Consider the following 21,408-nt stretch of genomic DNA (forward strand, 5'->3'; position numbering starts at 1 on the left):
CCAGGCAAGCCTGGCGCCGGGTCATTCGTCTACTCAGTGGGCCGTCGTTGCGGCCCGACTGTCATGGCTCCTGCCCTGTTGCAACTCCTGGTGTGCAACCGTTAGCGGCGAGCCACGCCCGGCAGTGCACAGAGCATTTCGTACAGCAGGTTGGCACCGAGCAACGAGGTGTTGCCGGTGGTGTCGTAAGGTGGCGAGACTTCCACCAGGTCGCAGCCGATCAGGTCCAGGCCCTGGCAACCGCGGATGATTTCCATCGCCTGGATCGTGGTCAGGCCGCCGATTTCCGGGGTGCCGGTACCGGGCGCCCAGGCCGGGTCGATACCGTCGATGTCAAAGCTCAGGTACACCGGGCCGCCGCCGACTTTCTCGCGCACTTCGGCCATCAACGGCGCCAGCGACTTGTGCCAGCACTCTTCGGCCTGAACCACACGAAAGCCCTGCTTGCGGCTCCAGTTGAAGTCTTCGGCGGTATAGCCCTGAGCGCGCAGGCCGATCTGCACCACACGGTCGCAGTCCAGCAGGCCTTCTTCGACGGCGCGGCGGAAGGTGGTGCCGTGGGCGATTTTCTCGCCGAACATGTGATCGTTGACGTCTGCGTGGGCATCGATGTGCACCAGCCCGACCTTGCCGTGCTTCTTGTGGATCGCCCGCAGGATTGGCAGGGTGATGGTGTGGTCACCGCCCATGGTCATGGGGATGACGTTGTGTTCGAGGATTTCGTCGTAGGCTTCTTCAATTATTCGCACGGCGTCGAGCAGGTTGAAGGTGTTGATCGCCACGTCACCGATATCGGCAACCGACAACGAATCGAAGGGCGCAGCGCCAGTGGCCATGTTGTACGGGCGGATCATCACCGATTCGGCGCGGATCTGCCGTGGGCCGAAGCGGGTGCCGGAGCGCAGCGAGGTGCCGATGTCCAGGGGGATGCCGATGAACGCGGCATCCAGGCCTTCGGCGCTTTGCAGGTGAGGGAGACGGAGCATGGTGGCGATGCCGCCGAAGCGCGGCATTTCGTTGCCGCCCAGTGGTTGGTGCAGAATCTTGTCCACGGTCGGGCCTCATCGATTCGATTGTTCTAGTTGTTGGAACCTGTCTGGCTGGCCCGGGGCAACCCCTGAAATGCCGGCAAGCAGGTGCATTGCGGCAGAGTCTGCAAAAGGTAGTGGATGAAAAGAATCGCTACAGGCAAATACTTAGTTCAGGTTTTTCTGAACTAATGTCAGTGTTGGGGTTAGAATCCGGCCATCTGTCACTCAGCGGACCGCGATCAGATGGCCTCTGCCTTGCCTGACCTGAAACTCCTGCGCATCTTTGTCAGCGTCGTGCGTCATCAGGGTTTCGCCAATGCCCAGCGCGAGCTGAACCTGTCGACCTCGGCGATCAGTACCTACATGAGCCAGCTGGAGGCGGCGCTGGGCATCGTCCTCTGCCATCGCGGCCGCGGTGGTTTCAGCCTGACCAGCAAGGGCGAACTGTTCCACCAGGAGACTTTGCGCCTGCTGGCGGAAATGGACGGCTTCGAGCAGTACGCGGCGGCGCTCAAGGGCGAATTGCGCGGCACCCTCAACCTGGGCGTGATCGACTCCACGGTGGGTGATCGGGCCTTGCCCCTGGCCGAAGCCATTGGCGCCTACAGCCAGGAACACCCGGCGGTGCACTTGCACCTCTCGGTATCGAGCCCCTACGAGCTGCAACTGGGGGTACAGGACAACCGCCTGGACCTGGCCATCGGCGCCTTTTCCACGCGCATGAGCGGCCTGGTGTATCAGCCGTTGTACCGTGAGCAGCACTGGCTGTATTGCAGCAACCGCCACCCGCTGTTCAACGAGCGGCGCATTCCCGAGCAGGTGATCACCCAGCAGCGCATGGTCGGTCGCGGCTACTGGAGCCAGGCAGAGCTTGCCCGCCACGGTTTCAAGCACAGCGCGGCGACCGTGGAAAGTATGGAGGCGCAGCTGATTCTGGTGTTGTCGGGCGCCTATATCGGCTACCTGCCGGAGCACTATGCCCAGGCCTGGGCCGATAAGGGCGATTTGCGGGTACTATCGCCGGCGACCTTCGGCTATCAGGCGCCGTTCTCCATGATCATTCGCCGTGGCCGCAGCCGCGAACCCTTGATTCAGACCTTCCGCGATCTGCTCAAGGCGCAACTCACGTCTGCCTGAACGAAACAGTCACTGAAAAAATTAGTCACTGCTGCAAAAAATCCTGAAAGTATCGGCCGCAACCCCGTAATTGCTCTGCTAAACCTGTATTGGCTTGATGAAATTTCCCATCATTTCCTTTGCAGGGATCGCCCAGATGCGCATGAATTTGCCCGTCACTGAGCATGAAAGAACCTTTCCGAGCGAACAACGGCTGATTTCCACCACCGACCTCAACAGCCGTATCACCTATTGCAACGATGCCTTTGTCGCCATCAGCGGTTTTACCTACGAGGAATTACTCGGCCAGCCACACAATCTGGTGCGTCATCCGGACATGCCACCTGCAGTGTTCGGCCACATGTGGGACACCATCAAACAGGGCAAACCCTGGATGGGGGTGGTGAAAAATCGCTCGAAGAATGGCGATTTTTATTGGGTCAGTGCCTACGTCACGGCGATTTACGAGAACGGCCGGATCAGCGGCTACGAGTCGGTGCGTTCGGTACCGAGCCGCGAGCAGATCCGCCGCGCGACAAGTCTGTATGCGCGGTTGCGCCAGGGGCGAAGCCCGGTACCGCTGGCGGCGCGACTTGGCGCTAGCCTGGAACATGGCTGGCCACTGGTGGCGGCGGGTGTGCTTTCGGCGATCAGCTACCTGTGGCTACCGCAGTACGCTGCGCTGGGCGTATTGATGGCCAGTTTGCTCAGCGCCTGGTACCTGATCGAGGCACGCCAGAACCGGGTGATCCGCCGTACCCTGGGCGAGCACCCGAAAGCCTTCACCAGCCCTCTGGTGGCCCTGACCTATAGCGACAACAGCGGCCTGCAGGGCCAGTTGGACCTGGCAATCCTCAGTGAAGAAGCGCGCTTGCAAACGGCACTGACCCGGCTGGTGGATGCTGGCGTGGGGGTGAAGGCGCGTGCCGCGCAGTCGTCCGATTTGTCTGGCGCCCAGGCGCAGATGCTCGACCGCCAGCGCAGCGAAACCGACCAGTCGGCCACGGCCATCGCGCAAATGGCGGCGACCATCCAGGAAGTGACCCACAATGTGCAGAACACCGCCACCGCCGCTTCTGACGCCGACCACCTGGCTCAGCAGGGCAGTGACCTGGCGCAGCAGAGCCTACGCGCCATGGGCAGCATGGCCGAGGCGGTCAGCGACATCGGTCAGGCGGTCAATGCCCTGGCCGACCAGACCCAGTCGATCGGCAGCGTGGTCGATGTCATCACCTCGATTGCCGAGCAGACCAACCTGCTGGCGCTCAATGCCGCCATTGAAGCGGCGCGGGCCGGCGAGCAGGGCAGGGGCTTCGCCGTGGTCGCTGACGAAGTGCGTTCGTTGGCTCAGCGTACCCGCACCTCGACCGAGGAGATCCACCAGATCATCGCCTCGTTGCGCGCCGGCGCCGAGCGGGCGGTCTCCAGTGCCAGCAAAGGCGAGCAGATTTCTCGCGACAGTGTGCACAGCGTCGAAGCGGTGCAGTCGGCGCTGGTGGGCATCACCCAGGCGGTCAGCCGCATCACCGGTATGAGTCAGCAGATGGCCACCGCCTCGGAACAGCAGAGCCATGTCGCCGAGGACATCAACCAACAGATCACCCGCATCGCCCAGCTCTGCGATCACAGCGCCGGGCAGGCCAAGCAGGGCGCCGAGATCAGCCAGGACCTCGAACGCATGGCCGATTACCTGTACAGCCTGGCTGAACGTTTCAACCGCTGACGCTTTGCGTCTCTCCCACAGGGAAGTGGGCTTTTTTCGGGGCTGCTGTGGCACACTTTGCCCGCTCAGGAGAACCCGATGTCCAGAATCCACTGCGAGCGCTGTTTGCGCCCACAAGCTCATTGTCTTTGTCCGTTGATCCCGTCCCTGGGCAGCCGCACCCGCGTGCTGTTGCTGCAGCATCCCAGTGAAGTGCGCCATGCCCTCAATACCGCCAAGCTGGCGGCGCTTGGCTTGCGTAATGCGCAGTTGCGGGTGGGGGAAGTGTTCGAGGACCTGCCTGAGCTGCTTGAGGCGCCGGGGTATCGCAGTGCGTTGTTGTTTCCGGGGGATGAGGCGTTGCCGCTGGAGGCTTATGCCGACGGCCAGGATGATCGCCCGTGGCAGTTGGTGGTGCCGGATGGCACCTGGCGCAAGGCGAGCAAGTTGCTGCATTTGAATCCGTTGCTGGGCGGATTGCCGCGGGTGACCCTGGCGCAAGTGCTGCCGTCGCGTTATCGCCTGCGCAAGGCACCGCAGCCGGGCGCGTTGTCGACCCTGGAGGCGGTGGTACAGGCATTGAACGTGTTGGAGGCGCCGCAGTGTTTCGATGCGTTGTTAAAGCCGTTCGAGGCGCTGATCGAGGGGCAGATCGCGGCGATGGGGCGCGAGACGTACGAGCGTAATCATTTGCGCTGACCTGTTGCGAGTGCTTCGCGCTCGATCGCTGGCAAGGCCAGCTCCCACAAGACCGGTAGACACACTCACTGTGGGAGCCGGCCTTGCCGGCGATGAGCTGCACTCAGCAGCTCCCGAACGCCTCAGCGTTCGCGCATCGCCTCGGTCTGTGCCTTGAGCACCGGCTTGAGCAGGTAGTCGAGCACGCTCTTGTGCCCGGTGATGATGTCCACCGTGGCCGTCATGCCCGGGATGATCAGCAGCGGTTTGTTGTCACCGCCCAGATGGTTGCGGTCAGTACGTACCTGGATCAGGTAAAAGGCATTGCCCTTGTCATCGGTGACGGTATCGGCGCTGATCAGCTCGAGCTTGGCCTTGAGGCCGCCATAAATGGTGTAGTCATAGGCGCTGAACTTGACCATCGCCGATTGCCCGGGATGCAGGAAGGCAACATCTTGTGGGCGTACCTTGGCCTCGATCAGCAGGTTGTCTTCCAGCGGCACGATTTCCAGCAGGTCGCTGCCGGGCTGGACCACGCCGCCGATGGTGTTGACCTTGAGCAGCTTGATGATCCCGTGTACTGGCGAAACCACCGTGGTGCGGGTCACCCGGTCGTCGATGGCGATGCTCGAGGCAGTGATCTTCGACAGGTCGGTGCGTTTTTCGTTGAGCTCCTTGGCGGCCTCCGAGCGAAACCCGGCTTCAGACTCTTCGATCTTGCTCTTGATCTCGGCCACTGCCGCTTCGGCGCGGGGGATCGCCAGGCTGGTGGCGTTGAGCGAGCCGCGGGCTTCCACAGTACTGCGCTTGAGGCGCAGGATCTCTACCGGCGAGATTGCCCCGGTGCCGACCAGGGGCGTGGACATGTTCAGCTCTTGCTGCAGCAGCGCCAGGGCCGAGCGGTACTGCTCGACCTTGGAGCGGAACTCGGCCAGTTCCTGGGTTTTCTGCCGCAGTTGTTCGTTGAGGGTCTGCTTCTCGCTGTTCAGGCGGCGCTGGCGCGACTGATACAACGCCAGCTCGTCTTCCGCCACCTGTGGTGCCTTGCTGCGTACCTCTTCGGAGAGCTGGAACGGCCGGCCTTCGGCTTCGGCCGAGAGGCGCTCGACCTGGGCGGTGAGGGCAAAGCGGTCGGCCTCGCTCTCGCCCTTGTTGGACAAAAAGCGCGTGTCGTCCAGGCGCAGCAGGGTATCGCCCTTGTTCACCATCTGCCCTTCGCGCACGAAGATTTCGGTGACGATGCCGCCTTCAAGGTTCTGGATCACCTGGACCTTGCTCGACGGAATGGCTTTGCCTTCGCCCATGGTCACTTCATCGAGCACGGCAAACTTGGCCCAGAGCAGCGCTACCAGCAACAACGCTGCGGCCAGCCATACGGTGATGCGTGACAGGCGCGGCGAATCCTGCAGCGTGGCGCCCGCCACGTCGGGCATAAACTCGCGTTCGGCGGTCTTGCCGAAACTCTGAAAGTAACTGCGCAGGCCTTGGCTTACGGACATGGATGGACCCCCTAGAGTGCCGCGCCAACGCGGCCTTTGCGCAGTGCATCGATGACCGCGTCCTTCGGCCCGTCGGCAACGATCTTGCCGTTGTCCAGCACCAGCAGGCGGTCGACCAGGCTTAGCAGCGAGGTGCGGTGGGTGACCAGCAGCAAGGTCTTGCCCTGCACCCAGCCATGCAGGCGCTGGCGCAGTTGGTCTTCGCTGCTGTTGTCCATGTGGCTGGTGGGTTCGTCGAGGATCATGATCGGCGGTTCGAGCAGCATCGCCCGGGCCAGCAGCACGGCCTGGCGCTGGCCACCGGAGAGCAGTTGACCGCGCTCGCCCACCGGGCGGTCGAAGCCTTGCGGGTGCTGGCGGGCCAGTTCGCTGACGCCGGTCAGTTCGGCGACTTCGAGCATGCGCGCATCGCTGACATAGCGGGCGCCGAGGGTCAGGTTGTCGCGCAGGCTGCCGGCCAGCAGCGGCAGGTCATGGGCGACATAGCCCAGTTGGTGACGCAGGTCGGCGATGTCCAGCTGGCGCAGGTCGATGTTGTCGAGCAGGATTTGCCCTTCATCCGGGGCATAGAAGCCCATCAGCAGGCGTGCCAGGGTACTTTTGCCGGAGCCGCTGCGGCCGATGATGCCGATGCGCTCGCCCGGCTTGACGCTGAAGTTGATGTCGTTGAGGGCGGCGGCGTTTTGCCCGTGGTAGCGAAAGTTCACGTGGTTGACGTCGAGGGCGCCGTGCAGGTGGGTGCGTTCCAGCGGCTGCTGGCCGGCCTGGCGTTCCTGGGGCAAGGCCATCAGCGCATCGGTGCTGCGCATGGTCAGTTGTGCCTGCTGGTAGCGGGTGATCAGCCCGGCGATCTGCCCCAGCGGTGCCAGTACCCGGCTGCCGAGCATGTAGCTGGCAACCAGGGCACCGACGCTGAGGTTGCCGGCAATGATGCTGTAAACCCCGGCAACGATGGTGGCCATGCCGCAAAACTGTTGGATGAACAGGGTGCCGTTGGTGGCGATGGCCGACAGGTTGCGGGCGTGGGCGTCGAGGCGGGTGAGGGCGCCATGGGTGCTTTCCCACTGGTATTGGCGCTCGCTTTCGGCGCTGCAGGCCTTGAGGGTTTCCAGGCCGCCGAGGGTTTCGATCAGCAGCGCCTGGCGCACGGCACCCAGGGCCAGGCTTTTTTGCACGGTATCGCGCAGGCGCACCTGAATGAACAAGGCGAAGAGGATGGTCAGCGGGAAGGCGATCAGCGGGATGACCACCAGCCAGCCGCCGAGCAGGCCGATCACCGCCAGCATCAGCACCACGAAGGGCAGGTCGATGACGCTGGTCAGGGTTACGGCGGTGAGAAATTCACGCAAGCCCTGGAAGTCGTGAATGCTCTGGGCAAAACCACCAACGGTCGCGGGGCGGGCTTTCATCGACATGCCGGTGATGCGTTCGAACAGGGTGGCAGAGAGAATCAGGTCGGTCTTTTTCCCGGCCTGGTCGAGCAAGTGGGCGCGGACCACGCGCAGGGTCAATTCGAACAGGGTGCCGATGAGCAGGCCGGCAGTGAGCACCCAGAGGGTCGAAGTGGCCTGGTTGGGCACCACCCGATCGTAGGTCTGCATGACGAACAAGGGCACCATCAGCCCCAACAGGTTGATCAGCAAGCTGGCGAGTATGGCGTCGCTGTAGAGCCAGCGGGACAGCTTCAGGGTGTCGCGGAACCAGGCGTTGACCCGCGGCATCAACGGCGCACGCAGGTCTTCGAGTTCGTGGCGGGGGCGGGCGAACAGCGCTTCCCCAGCGTAGGCTTCAAGCAGTTCCTGGCGGCTGACCCACTGCTCGCCACCTTCGGCTTCACACGGCAGGATCAACGCCCGGCCGTCATCGCCCCAGCGGCGCAGCACTGCGCAGCGGCCGTCCTTGAGCAGTAACAGCACAGGCAGGTTGAGCGCCGAGATCGCCCCCAGCTCACGGCGCAGGACACGTGCCTGCAGCCCGGCCCGTGCCGCAGCCCGGGGCAGCAGCTCAAGGCTCAGGCGTTGCTCGGGCAGCGGCAGGCCGGCACTCAGGCCGGCGCGACTGGCGGTGCAACCGTGCAGCTTGCAGAGGATCAGCAAGCCATCGAGTAACGGGTCATCGAAACTCTGGCGCGGATCTATTGCCGAGCTCGCAGATTGCATGCTGGTCACGGTCGCCTACTCCTGTAGCGGGTGGAGGGGATTAGCGCATATCGGGCAAGCGCGCCTCGCTCTTCACTTCGCTCTTGGCGATCGCTTCGGCTGGCAGCGAGATGCGCTGCTTGCTCAACAGCTCACCCATGTTGGCCAGTACCCGGTACATGGAGAACTCTTCGGTGTAGCGCACTTCGGTGTAGCGGCGGTTGGCGTTGTACAGCTCGTTTTCACTGTCGAGCAGGTCGAGCAGGGTGCGTTGGCCGAGGCCGAACTGGTCCTGGTAGGCGGCCCGCACGCGGGTAGTGGTCTCGGCGTATTCGCGCGCTGCTGGCAGTTGTACGCGGGCGTTGTTCATGGCGTTCCATGACAGGGCCAGGTTTTCGTTGAGGGTCCGCAGGGCATTGTTGCGGATGTCCATGGCCTGGTTGATCTTGTGTGCATCGGACTGCAGGCGGGCCTTGTCGCTGCCGCCGCGGAACAGGTTGTAGCTGAGCTCGACACCGGCTTGCCAGTCGTTGTTGTCGTGGCCGACCTGACCTGCGGTGTTGTTGTTGGCACCGGTGGCCAGCACCGCGTCCAGGCGCGGGTAGAACGGCGACTTGGCCACTTCGTATTGCTGCTCGGCCGCATTGACGTCGGCCTGGGCGGACTTCAGGTAAGGGTTGTTGTCGAGCATGCCTTGGCGCGCGGCACCCAGGTCGGGAGGTACTTCGCCTTTGATGGTCACCGGGGTTTCCAGCTCATCGGCGGAACGGCCAACGACGCTATAGAAGTTGGCTTCGGCGTCGGCCAGGTCGACTTCGGCGGTGTACAGGTTGTTTTCTGCCAGGGCGCGACGGGCAGTGGACTGATCTCGGTCAGCGTTGCTGCCGACGCCGCGCTCGCTGCGCAGGCTGATCTGATCGTTGACCCGCAAGTGGGCTTGCAGGTTGTTCTTGGCCAGGGTCACCAGCTCGCGGCGCTTGAGCACTTCCAGGTACACCTCGACGGTGCGCAGGGCGATCGACTCGGCGGTGGCCTGGGTGTAGTAGGCGCGCGAGTTGACCACAGCTTCAGTACGGCCGACTTCGTTGGGGGTGTTGAAGCCATCGAACAACATCTGCCGCAGACGCAGGTCCGACTGGGTGTAGGTCAGCGTCTCTTTATTATGGTTGCGGCTGCCGTCGGTGTTGAAACCACGGGTATTGGTGTTGTCGGAACGCTGGCGACCATAACCGGCCACCAAATCGACCGTCGGGAAGTAGCCCCCTCTGGCGAACTTCACATCTTCATCGGCCGACAACCGGCTGTTCCTGCTGGCATTGATTTCCGGATGGTTATCCACGGCGCTTTGCACAGCTTCATTAATTGACATCGCCTGGGCACTGGAACATGCCATGGCCAACAGAATTGCGCTGGTGATGGGGGTCAAAACGCGCATGGGTTACATCTCCCTGATTTCTAGTAATGGTCCTGCGATTCGTCAAAAAAGTGACGAAAACCTGAGGTTAAACCGTATCAGGCTTGTAACAACAGAGCTAAGAACATTTACGCGTGCAGCTAAGAAGATTTTTTCATAAGAGTTATGCGAAAAAAAACTTATGCGGTCTAAGAAATTCGAGACATTGTTCATATCAAACCGCCCGTGGAATCAGCGCTAGGGTGCATTTTTTCGGGCGTCAGAGGAAGTTCCCGTGTTTTGCAGCAAAGGGCATGGATGTAGCGGAGGGGATGGAGGCGGGGCGAAGTTTGGCGACAATTTATTGGCACATGTCACTTGGCCACTTCGTTCAATCACGTTCACCACGGCACTGGCAGGCGAAGTTATTGATTTCATTGAAATCATAGCGCCTGCTGGGCTGTTTCAGCGCTAGCCCGGGGTAATCCCGCCGGGGTAGTCACGCAATGTTCAGCGCACGTTTGCTGCAATCAACCGACTTGCAGTGGAGGAGTGCGCTCATGGCTAAGTTAATCGGTATCGTCAGCAAGGTGGTGGGCGAAGTCTTCGTTGTAGGCAGCGATGGCAGCCGCCGGGCGCTGGTTGAAGGCGATCGGCTGTATGCCGGTGAGCAGTTGGACACAGGCCTGGCGGGCGCTGTCGCCGTCCACCTGCAGAACGGTGCTGAACTGACCCTTGGCCGCGGTAGCAGTCTGACCCTGACCCCTGAGCTACTGGCCAACCACGCGCCTCATGTCGACACACCGCAGGCGCTGACCCCCAGCCAGGCCCAGCTGAGCGACGTGGAAAAACTCCAGCAAGCCATCGCCGCCGGTGCCGACCCGACCCAGGACGCCGACCCCACTGCGGCGGGCCCAGGTACTGGCGGTGCCCCGGGTGCACTGGGGGGCGGGCATACTTTTGTGATTCTCGATGAGGTGGCCGGGCGCGTTGATCCGCAAATTGGCTTTCCTACTGCAGGTTTCAATGGCTTTCCCGAGTTGCCGGAGCTGGACGTCGGCCTGATCAACACCAATAACGACGCACCGCCGCTGCCTGTGGTCGACAACCCGGTGAGCATCGAAGGGCTCGCCGTCGAGGGCGGCGAACTGTCGTTGAACGAGGCCCATCTGCCCCAGGGGTCGGCCAGCGATCCGGCGGCGCTGACCCAGGTGGGCAGTTTCACGGTGCAGGCGCCGGATGGGGTGTTCAACCTCAATGTCGGTGGCATCAACGTTGTTACTGCGGGTGCAGTGACGGGTGTCGGCCAGTCGATCACCACCGGCCTGGGCAATGGGCTGGCCATCACCGGCTACGACCCTGCGACCGGTGTGGTCAGCTACAGCTACACCCTCAACGGTGCCGAGCCCCACACGAGCGGCGCTGGCGCCAACGGGTTCGGCGAAACCATCGCGGTACTGGTCAGTGACACCGATGGCGACGTCGCCAGTGGCTCACTGGACATCGCAGTGATTGACGATGTGCCGCGGGCGCTGGCCGATACCAATGCCGTCACCGCGACCGAGAGCCAACTGACCCTGACCGGCAATGTGCTGAGCAACGACGTGCAGGGCGCAGACCGAGTACCGAGCGGGCCGATCACCGCCGGCACCTTCACCGGTACCTACGGCACTCTGGTGTTGGCGGCCGACGGTTCCTACACCTATACGCTGAACACTGCCGATCCGGACTTCTTCAATCTGCAGGGTGGTGGTAACGGCATCGAGACCTTTACCTACACCCTGACCGATGCCGATGGCGATGTGTCCAGCGCCAACCTGGTGCTGAACGTTACCAACCTCAATGATCCGGTGGAGCTCAACGGGCTGAGCATCAACGGCGGCGAGCTGGTGCTGTCCGAGAAAAACCTGGCGGCTGGCAGTAGCCCCGATGCCGGGGCGCTGACCCAGAGCGGCAGCTTTACCGTGACCGCAGCGGATGGCCTGCAATCACTGACGGTTGGCGGCATCAATGTGATCAGCGGCGGGGTGGTCAATGGCTTCCCGCAATCGCTCACGACCGCACTGGGCAATACCCTGACCGTCAGCAGCTACAACCCGGCTACCGGTGAAGTGACCTACAGCTATACCCTGAACGGCAGTGAGGCGCATGCCACGGCCAATGGCAGCAACTCGCTTGGTGAGAGTTTCAATGTGGTTGCCACCGACACCGATGGCAGCAGCGCGAGCATGAGTATCGATGTTTCCATTGTCGATGACGTGCCGACGGCAGCGGGTGATGCCAACGCCGCCATCGCCACCGAGAACCAGTTGACGCTGACCGGCAACGTACTGAGCAACGATGTGCAGGGCGCGGACCGCGTGCCGAGCGGGCCCATTACCGCCGGTACCTTCGTCGGTACCTACGGCACCCTGGTGCTGGCTGCTGATGGTTCCTACACCTATACGCTCAATACAGCCGATCCGGACTTCTTCAACCTGCATGGCGGCGGTAATGGTGTCGAGACTTTTACCTACACCCTGACTGACGCTGACGGCGATGTGTCCACCGCCAACCTGGTGCTCAACGTCACTAACCTCAACGATCCCGTTACCCTCGATGGTTTGAACGTCGAAGGTGGCGAACTGACCGTCTACGAGAAGAACCTGGACGACGGCAGCAGCCCGGATGCGCCTGCGTTGACTCAGACGGGTAGCTTCACGGTGACGGCGCTGGACGGCGTACAAACCCTGACCGTCGGCGGCATTACTGTAGTCAGCGGCGGGGTGGCCAGCGGCTTCCCGCAATCGGCGACCACGGCGTTGGGTAATACCCTGACCATCACCGGCTACGATGCCTCGACTGGCGTGGTGACCTACAGCTACACCTTGCTCGACAACGAAGCCCACGCCACGGCCAATGGCACTAACAGCCTGGGAGAGAGCTTCACGGTCAGTGTGACCGACACTGATGGCAGCACTGCCAGTGGCGTCATCGACGTCAATATCGTCGACGATGTACCGACGGCAGCGGGCGATACCAACGCCATCAGCGCCACCGAGAACCAGTTGACCCTGACCGGCAACGTGCTGAGCAACGACGTGCAGGGTGCGGACCGCGTGCCGAGCGGACCAATTACCGCTGGTACCTTCGTGGGTACCTACGGCACTTTGGTGCTGGCTGCTGACGGTTCCTACACCTACACGCTGAACACTGCCGATCCGGACTTCATTGATCTGTATGGTGATGGTAACGGTATCGAGACCTTTACCTACACCCTGACCGATGCCGATGGCGATGTGTCCAGCGCCAACCTGGTACTCAACGTCAGCAACCTCAACGACCCGGTGACCCTCGACGGCCTGAACGTCAACGGTGGTGAACTGACCGTCTACGAGAGCAATCTCAGCGATGGCAGCAGCCCAAGCAATGCGGCCCTGACCCAGAGTGGAAGCTTTACCGTGACGGCGCTGGACGGCGTGCAAACCCTGACCGTCGGCGGCATCAACGTGGTCAGTGGCGGAGTGGCCAGCGGCTTCCCGCAATCGGCGACCACGGCGCTGGGCAACACCCTGACCATCACCGGCTACAACCCGGCAACCGGCGTGGTGACTTACAGCTATACCTTGCTCGACAACGAGGCGCACCCGAATGCCAACGGTGCCAACAGCCTCAGCGAAAGTTTCACCGTAACCGCCACCGATACCGACGGCAGCAGCGCCACAGGCAGTATCGACGTCAACATCGTCGATGATCTGCCGAGCGCAGCGGGCGATACCAATGCTGTTATCGCCACCGAGAACCAACTGACCCTGACCGGCAACGTGCTGAGCAATGATGTACAGGGTGCTGACCGTGTGCCGACCGGGCCAATTACTGCTGGTACCTTCGTCGGTACCTACGGCACCCTGGTGCTGGCTGCCGACGGTTCCTACACCTACACGCTTAATACCGCTGATCCGGACTTCTTCAACCTGCACGGTGGCGGCAACGGCATCGAGACCTTCACCTACACCTTGACCGATGCCGATGGCGATGTGTCCAGCGCCAACCTGGTACTCAACGTCAGCAACCTCAACGACCCGGTGACCCTCGACGGCCTAAATGTCAACGGTGGTGAACTGACCGTCTACGAGAGCAACCTCAGCGATGGCAGCAACCCAAGCAATGCGGCCCTGACCCAGAGTGGAAGCTTTACCGTGACGGCGCTGGACGGCGTGCAAACCCTGACCGTCGGCGGCATCAACGTGGTCAGTGGCGGAGTGGCCAGCGGCTTCCCGCAATCGGCGACCACGGCGCTGGGCAACACCCTGACCATCACCGGCTACAACCCGGCAACCGGCGTGGTGACTTACAGCTATACCTTGCTCGACAACGAGGCGCACCCGAATGCCAACGGTGCCAACAGCCTCAGCGAAAGTTTCACCGTAACCGCCACCGATACCGACGGCAGCAGCGCCACAGGCAGTATCGACGTCAACATCGTCGATGATCTGCCGAGCGCAGCGGGCGATACCAATGCTGTTATCGCCACCGAGAACCAACTGACGCTGACCGGCAACGTGCTGAGCAATGATGTACAGGGTGCTGACCGTGTGCCGACCGGGCCAATTACTGCTGGTACCTTCGTCGGTACCTACGGCACCCTGGTGCTGGCTGCCGACGGTTCCTACACCTACACGCTTAATACCGCTGATCCGGACTTCTTCAACCTGCACGGTGGCGGCAACGGCATCGAGACCTTCACCTACACCTTGACCGATGCCGATGGCGATGTGTCCACCGCCAACCTGGTACTCAACGTCAGCAACCTCAACGACCCGGTGACCCTCGACGGCCTGAACGTCAATGGTGGTGAACTGACCGTCTACGAGAGCAACCTCAGCGATGGCAGCAACCCAAGCAATGCGGCCCTGACCCAGAGCGGCAGCTTTACCGTGACGGCGCTGGACGGCGTGCAAACCCTGACCGTCGGCGGCATTAGTGTAGTCAGCGGCGGGGTGGCCAGCGGCTTCCCGCAATCGGCGACCACTGCACTGGGCAACACCCTGACCATCACCGGCTACAACCCGGCCACCGGCTTGGTGACTTACAGCTACACCTTGCTCGACAATGAGAATCACCCTACGGCCAACGGTGCCAACAGCCTCAGCGAAAGTTTCACCGTAACCGCCACCGATACCGACGGCAGCAGCGCCACAGGCAGTATTGACGTCAACATCGTCGATGATCTGCCGAGCGCCGTTAATGACACTAACGCGGCCACTGCCAGCGAAGTGCAGCTGACCTTGACCGGTAATGTGCTGACCAATGACGTTCAAGGTGCCGACCGCGTAACCGGACCGATTACCCCAGGCACCTTCACTGGTACCTACGGCACTCTGGTACTGGCAGCCGATGGCTCCTACACCTACACCCTGAACCCTGGCGACCAGGACTTCATCAACCTGCATGGCGGTGGCAATGGGGTCGAGAGTTTCACCTACACCTTGCGCGATGCCGATGGTGATACCAGCACGGCGACGCTGAAACTCAATGTCAGCAACCTGGACAACCCGGTGACCCTTGACGGCCTGAACGTCAATGGCGGTGAGCTGACGGTCTACGAGAAGAACCTCAGTGACGGCACCAGCCCCGACTCTCCGGCCCTGACCCAGTCCGGCAGTTTCACCGTGACGGCCCCCGATGGCCTGCAGAGCCTGACCGTCGGTGGTGTCAGCGTCGTCAGTGGCGGCGTTGTCAATGGCTTCCCGCAGACGGGGACTACGCCGCTGGGTAACTCCATCACCATCACCGGCTACAACCCGGCTACCGGAGTGGTCAGTTACACCTACACCTTGCTCGACAGCGAAAACCACCCGAACGCCAATGGCATCAATAATCTGAACGAGAGCATCAATGTCGTCGCCACCGACACCGATGGCAGTTCAGCCAATGCGACGATCGATGTGAAGATCGTCGACGATGTGCCGAGTGCAGTGGGGGCCGAACGCTCGGTTACCCCGGGGCAGGTGGACTCCAACCTGCTGTTGGTGATCGACGTCTCCGGCAGTATGGGTGAAGCCTCTGGCGTGCCAGGGCTGACGCGCATGCAACTGGCCAAGCAGGCCATCAATGCCTTGCTCGACAAGTACGACGAAATGGGCGACGTGAAGGTCCAGCTGGTGACGTTCTCGACGGGGGCCAGCCAGCCTTCAGCCGTATGGGTGACCGTCGACCAGGCCAAGGCTATCGTCAACGGCCTGAGTGCGGGTGGTTCGACCTATTACGACTCGGCAGTCAACTCGGCGCAGTCGGCCTACACCACGGGTGGCAAAATTACCGGTGCGCAGAACATCGTGTATTTCTTCTCCGATGGCGAACCGACCTCGGGCCATTCCATCACTGCGGTACGGGAAGCGGCTTGGGAGAGCTTCCTCGACAGCAACGGCATCAAGTCCTACGCCATTGGCCTTGGCGGTGGTGTCAACGCCGGCAACCTCAATCCGTTGGCGTACGATGGCAGTACCCACACTGACACCAATGCCACCGTGGTCACCGACCTCAACCAGCTCAATTCGGTGCTGTCCGGCACCGTACAGGGCGCGCCGATCACCGGCAGCCTGATGAGTGGCGGCGAGTTTGGCGCTGACGGCGGCTTCATCAAGTCGTTGGTGATTGACGGCACTACCTACACCTTCGATCCCGCGGGCAACAGCGGCGCAGGTTCCTATGCCGCCAGCGGTGCGGCGGACCGCGGCACCTTCGATACCGGTACCAACAGCATCACCGTGAAGACCGCGATAGGCGGCAGCATCGTGGTCGACATGGACACCGGCGATTTTACCTACACGCCACCTAAAGACAGCGGCAGCAGCCAGGTCGAGCAGATCGGTTTCGTGGTCAGTGACAACGATGGCGATACCGCCAGCGCCAACCTGGTGATCAATGTCTATGCCAATACCGCGCCAGTGGCCGGGGCCGACCATATCATCACCAACATCCTTTCGAGCAGCATCACCGTGCCAGCCGAGGCGTTGCTGGCCAACGACAGCGATGCCAACCATGACCGCCTCAGCGTGCCTTCGACGACCACCTTCAGTACCGGCTGGGAGGCCACGGGCACGGGCTTTACGGTGGGCAGCGGTACACCGACGGTGAACTTCAACGGTACCAACAGCAGCAGCGGCAACCGGCTGCGGGATCTGCCGCGCAGCTCTTTCAGCGGCCCGGCCAATAGCATGACCGCGGCTTTGATCGTCAATGGTTACCTGGGGGCAGTGAACGGGGGCAACGCCAACGATGAGGACGTATTGACCGTCACCTTGAAAAAAGGCGAGACACTGACCCTCGATCACAACCTGGTGGCCGGCAACATCCTGATGGAGTGGAAGGATGACAGCGGCAGCTATCAGACCATCGCTGACGGTGGCGCCTTCACCGCCAGCCATGCTGGTGTCTACAGCATCCACCTGGTCAACCTGGCCAACAGTAACGGTTCCACCGCTGCGGAGAACTACGCGTTGACCATGACGGTCGACTATTCCAATACGCAGAACGAAACCGCCTACGGCACTTACACCGTCAGCGACGGGCATGGCGGCACCGGCACCGGCAATGTCGACATCACGTACCAGGTGGGCAACACCCTCACCGGTACCGGCGGCGACGACACCCTGCTGGCAGGTGCCGGCAACGACACCCTCAATGCCGGGGCGGGCAATGATGTGCTGATCGGTGGGGATGGCAACGATTTCCTCTACGGTGGCGATGGCAACGACCTGTTGATCGGTGGTGCCGGCAACGACCTGCTCGACGGTGGCGCGGGTATCGACACCGCCAGCTATGCCAGTGCAGGCAGTGCGGTGACGGTCAACCTGGGTACAGCCGGTGCGCAGAATACCGGTGGCGCGGGCACTGACACCCTGGCGGCGATCGAAAACCTGATCGGTTCGGACTACGACGACAGCCTGACCGGTAACGACAATGCCAACGTGCTCAATGGCGGCTTGGGTAACGACACCCTGATAGGGAGTGACGGCGACGATGTATTGATCGGCGGGCCGGGCAACAACACCCTGACGGGAGGCTCGGGCAGCGATACCTTCCTGTATCAGCAGGGCAACAGCGGCCATGACGTGGTCACCGACTTTACCCCGGGCACCGATCACCTGGACCTGTCGCAACTGCTGCAGGGTGAGAATGCGACGACAGCGTCGCTGGATGATTACCTGCACTTCAAGGTCACTGGCAGTGGCGCCAGCGTGGTATCGACCATCGAGGTCAGCTCGGTGGCGGGGGCGGCGCCAACCCAGACCATCGACCTGGAGGGCGTCAATCTGGCCCAGCATTATGGTGTGACGGCAGGGGCCGGCGGGGTGATTGCGGCAGGGCAGGACACGGCGACGATCATCAACGGCATGCTCAATGATAATTCGTTGAAGGTGGACACCGTCTGACTGTGTAGACCTGTGGGAGCTGGCTCAGGACGGACGCCGCAGGGTCTTTTGCCGCAAGATGTAAATGCTCACCAGCACCGCGCTGGTGAGCATGAACCCCCGCGCCCAGATCAGCGGCACCAGGTAGCAGGACAAACCGATGCTCAGCCACATCAGGCCGATGGCGTAGACCTTGCCTTTGAGGGGAATGCCTTCGCCACTGAGGTAGTCACGAATCCACGGCCCGAGCTTGGGGTGGTTGACCAGCCAGTGGTGAAAGCGCGGCGAGCTGCGCGCAAAGCACGCAGCGGCCAGGAGCAGGAACGGGGTGGTGGGCAGTACCGGCAGGAAGATCCCGATCACCCCCAGCGCAACGCTGAGCCAGCCGGTGGCCAGCAGCAGGTAGCGCATTGACGCCGACTCAGTGGTGGCGAGGCTTGAGCAGTGCCGGTTTTTCGTCCGGTGCGTGCAGCAACAGGTACAGCGCAGTCAGGGCTTCCGGGATCTGCACGATCATGTCGTCCATCAGGTTGGCGTCGCTGGCGATGTCGGCGAACTCTGGCTGTTCATCGAACAAGCCGGAACCGACCATGATCGGCAGGAGCATTTCACTGACTTCTTCTTCAGCGGTCTCGAACCAGGCTTCCTCGCGCATGAATACGCCTTCCATGAAGCCGATGCACCAGCCGCGCAGGTCGGAGTCATCCGGGTCGTCACCCAGGTCCAGGTCGCAAGGCAGCTCGAATTCCTCGTCGCTGGCCAGTTGGCGGGCAACGTGGGCTTTGAGCTGGATCAGCGTGGCTTCGATGTCCTGACGCTGGGCGTCGTCCTTGTAATGCGGCTCTTCGGCGAACAGGGCATCGATCCATTCGCGCTCGGGGATTTCCTCGGCACCAATCGACAGCGCGGTCAGGAAGCCGTGAGCGGCCACGTAGTCCAGCGCCTCTTCGTGCAGCTCGTCGGCGTCGAGGAAGGCTTGCAGGCGGGTCAGTTGCTCGGCGAAGGACATTACGGGGCTACCTTGGGAATAAACGATACTGAATTCTAGCACCTTGCAGCGCAAACGATGCAAAGGAAGACGTCTATCGCAGAGCATCCTGCAAGGTCGCAGGCTCCGGTATAATGCCCGGTTTTTATCCCAGGGCCCTCGCAACTCGGGGGTCGGGTAAAAGCCGCTTACGCATTTTTGCGTGTTGCCAGCGGGTTTTTCGTCCAGCCTGTGCCCAGGATGGTTCTGCGATTTTTGGAGTTTTTATGCTCGAACAGGCTCAGCGCGTCCTCAAGGACATCTTCGGTTACGACAGCTTTCGGGGACGCCAGGGTGCGATCATCGAGTGCGTGGCCAAGGGTGGCGATGCGCTGGTACTGATGCCCACCGGCGGCGGCAAGTCGCTGTGTTTCCAGGTCCCGGCCCTGCTGCGCCCGGGCCTGGCGGTGGTGGTGTCACCGCTGATCGCGTTGATGGATGACCAAGTGGCGACCCTCGACGAGCTGGGCGTCGCCGCCGCCTCGCTGAATTCCACCCTCAGCGCCGAGCAGCAGCGCGAGCTGGCCGGGCGTATTCGCCGGGGCGAGGTGAAGATGCTCTACCTGGCCCCCGAGCGCCTGGTGCAGCCGCGCATGCTCGACTTCTTGCGCACCCTCGACATCGCCCTGTTCGCCATCGACGAAGCCCACTGTGTATCGCAATGGGGCCATGACTTCCGTCCCGAGTACCTGCAACTGGGGCAACTGGCCGAACTGTTCCCGAATGTGCCGCGCATTGCCCTGACCGCCACCGCGGACATGCGCACTCGCGAAGAGATCGTCACCCGCCTGCACCTGCAGAACGCCGAGCGTTTCCTGTCGAGTTTCGACCGGCCGAACATCTTCTACCGCATCGTGCCCAAGGAGCAGCCACGCAAGCAGTTGCTGGCGTTCCTCGGCGAGCGGCGTGGCAACGCCGGTATCGTCTACTGCCTGTCGCGCAAGAAGGTCGACGATGTGGCCGCCTACCTGTGTGAGCAGGGCTTCCCGGCCCTGCCTTACCACGCCGGCCTGCCTGCCGAGACCCGGGCCTCCAACCAGCGGCGCTTCCTCAACGAGGAAGGCCTGATCATGGTCGCCACCATCGCCTTCGGCATGGGCATCGACAAACCCAACGTGCGCTTCGTCGCCCACCTGGACCTGCCCAAGTCGCTCGAGGCCTACTACCAGGAAACCGGCCGTGCCGGTCGTGACGGCCTGCCTGCCGATGCCTGGATGGCCTACGGCCTGCAGGACATGGTGATGCTCAAGCAGATGCTGCAGAACTCCGAGGGTGACGAGCGCCACAAGCGCATCGAGCAACACAAGCTCGATGCCATGCTGGCCCTGTGCGAAGAAACCCGCTGCCGCCGTCAGACCCTGCTCAACTACTTCGACGAAGAGTTGCCCCAGCCGTGCGGTCATTGCGACAACTGCATCGATGGCGTGCAGACCTGGGACGCCACCGAGCCTGCGCGCCAGGCGCTGTCGGCGGTCTATCGCACCGGTCAGCGCTATGGCGTCGGCCACCTGGTGGATGTCTTGCTGGGCCGCGACAACGAAAAGATCCGCAACTTCGGCCACGAGAAGCTCGCCGTGTATGGCGTTGGCAAGGACCGTTCCGAGCACGACTGGCGCTCGCTGTTCCGCCAGCTGGTGGCACGCGGCCTGGCCGACATCGACCTCGAAGGCTACGGTGGCCTGCGCCTGTCCGACAGCTGCCGGCCGTTGTTGCGCGGCGAAGTCAGCCTTGAGTTGCGCAAGGACCTCAAGCCACAAACCAGCAGCAAGGGCGGCGCCAGCAGTGGCGGCAGCCCGGCCAGCCAGTTGGTGCGCGGCGACGAGCGCGAGCAGTGGGAAGCCCTGCGGGCGCTGCGGCGCAAGCTGGCAGAAGAGCACGGCGTACCGCCTTATGTGATCTTCCCCGACTCGACCCTGCTGGAAATGCTACGCAGCCAGCCCACCAGCCTCAGCGAAATGGGCCGGGTCAGCGGTGTTGGCGCGCGCAAGCTGGAGCGCTACGGCGAAGCCTTCCTCGAAGTGCTGGGCGGTGGCGTCGAGGCGCCGAAGATCGTCACCGACCTGCGCCACGAACTGGTCAGCCTGGCCCGTGCCGGCATGACCCCGATGCAGATCGCCGGGCAGTTGAACTGCAGCGAAAAGAACGTCTACAGCTTGCTCGCCGAAGCCATCGGCCGCCAGGAACTGTCGCTGGACCAGGCCCTGGACCTGCCGGAAGAGTTGTTGGGCGAGATACAGGATGCCTTCCTCGATGGTGAAGGCGAGCTGCCGCCGGTGTCAGCCATTGCCGAACAGTTTGGCGCACGGGTGCCCGAAGGCGTGCTGTATTGCGTGCGGGCTGCGCTGGCGGCTGAATTCGAGATGTAAACCCGGCTTTGTCATCATTTATAACGATTATCGAAGCACTGCCAGCCGTATGAGCCTTGCTT

General features: G+C 62.3%; 10 protein-coding genes and 2 pseudogenes. 6 read left to right on the forward strand and 6 right to left on the reverse strand.

Annotation, left to right across the window (positions count from 1 at the left end; translation table 11 throughout):
* Positions 1 to 101: 101 nt before the first annotated feature.
* Positions 102 to 1,052: an agmatinase gene (gene speB, locus PspR32_RS06945; RefSeq protein ID WP_010223055.1), complete on the reverse strand. Its 951-nt coding sequence runs from the start codon at positions 1,050 to 1,052 to the stop codon at positions 102 to 104.
* A 222-nt stretch (positions 1,053 to 1,274) separates the two neighbouring features.
* Here speB and PspR32_RS06950 point away from each other — a divergent pair, with 222 nt between their 5' ends.
* From PspR32_RS06950 to PspR32_RS06960, 4 genes and pseudogenes are all read left to right on the forward strand, one after another.
* Positions 1,275 to 2,168, forward strand: a complete 894-nt coding sequence (locus tag PspR32_RS06950; RefSeq protein WP_010223054.1) for a LysR family transcriptional regulator — start codon at positions 1,275 to 1,277, stop codon at positions 2,166 to 2,168.
* Positions 2,169 to 2,310: 142 nt separating this feature from the next.
* A pseudogene (locus tag PspR32_RS26630) lies at positions 2,311 to 2,616 on the forward strand (PAS domain-containing protein); the annotation flags it as partial.
* 279 nt (positions 2,617 to 2,895) lie between these two features.
* A pseudogene (locus PspR32_RS26635) lies at positions 2,896 to 3,870 on the forward strand (methyl-accepting chemotaxis protein); the annotation flags it as partial.
* Positions 3,871 to 3,948: 78 nt separating this feature from the next.
* Positions 3,949 to 4,548 carry a tRNA-uridine aminocarboxypropyltransferase gene (locus PspR32_RS06960; protein WP_159388252.1) on the forward strand — a complete coding sequence of 200 codons (600 nt, stop codon included), beginning with the start codon at positions 3,949 to 3,951 and terminating at the stop codon, positions 4,546 to 4,548.
* A gap of 122 nt (positions 4,549 to 4,670) precedes the next feature.
* Here PspR32_RS06960 and PspR32_RS06965 read toward each other — a convergent pair whose 3' ends face one another.
* From PspR32_RS06965 to PspR32_RS06975, 3 genes are read right to left on the reverse strand one after another with little or no spacing between them, the layout of a single operon-like run.
* Positions 4,671 to 6,026 (reverse strand): HlyD family type I secretion periplasmic adaptor subunit, encoded by a 1,356-nt coding sequence (locus PspR32_RS06965; RefSeq protein ID WP_010223051.1) that lies wholly within the window; start codon positions 6,024 to 6,026, stop codon positions 4,671 to 4,673.
* An 11-nt stretch (positions 6,027 to 6,037) separates the two neighbouring features.
* On the reverse strand, positions 6,038 to 8,185 hold the full coding sequence (locus PspR32_RS06970) for a type I secretion system permease/ATPase (protein ID WP_249684610.1): 2,148 nt from the start codon (positions 8,183 to 8,185) through the stop codon (positions 6,038 to 6,040).
* Positions 8,186 to 8,225: 40 nt separating this feature from the next.
* Positions 8,226 to 9,599, reverse strand: a complete 1,374-nt coding sequence (locus tag PspR32_RS06975; protein WP_010223049.1) for a TolC family outer membrane protein — start codon at positions 9,597 to 9,599, stop codon at positions 8,226 to 8,228.
* A gap of 518 nt (positions 9,600 to 10,117) precedes the next feature.
* Between PspR32_RS06975 and PspR32_RS06980 the strand changes: the two genes are divergently transcribed.
* The gene (locus tag PspR32_RS06980; protein ID WP_159388254.1) at positions 10,118 to 17,974 is read left to right on the forward strand and encodes a retention module-containing protein; all 7,857 of its coding nucleotides are present in this window, start codon (positions 10,118 to 10,120) and stop codon (positions 17,972 to 17,974) included.
* A gap of 24 nt (positions 17,975 to 17,998) precedes the next feature.
* On the opposite strand, the gene PspR32_RS06985 is transcribed toward PspR32_RS06980, so the two are convergent.
* Entirely contained in the window at positions 17,999 to 18,364 is a 366-nt protein-coding gene (locus tag PspR32_RS06985) for a YbaN family protein (protein WP_010223046.1), read from the reverse strand.
* Positions 18,365 to 18,374: 10 nt separating this feature from the next.
* Complete coding sequence (locus tag PspR32_RS06990) at positions 18,375 to 18,962, reverse strand: UPF0149 family protein (protein ID WP_010223045.1); 588 nt, start codon at positions 18,960 to 18,962, stop codon at positions 18,375 to 18,377.
* Between the two features lie 245 nt (positions 18,963 to 19,207).
* On the opposite strand from PspR32_RS06990, the gene recQ reads away from it, so the two are divergent.
* Complete coding sequence (recQ, locus tag PspR32_RS06995) at positions 19,208 to 21,346, forward strand: DNA helicase RecQ (RefSeq protein ID WP_010223044.1); 2,139 nt, start codon at positions 19,208 to 19,210, stop codon at positions 21,344 to 21,346.
* Positions 21,347 to 21,408 lie beyond the last annotated feature (62 nt).

It is taken from the genome of Pseudomonas sp. R32 (assembly GCF_009866705.1).
Classification (GTDB): domain Bacteria; phylum Pseudomonadota; class Gammaproteobacteria; order Pseudomonadales; family Pseudomonadaceae; genus Aquipseudomonas; species Aquipseudomonas donghuensis.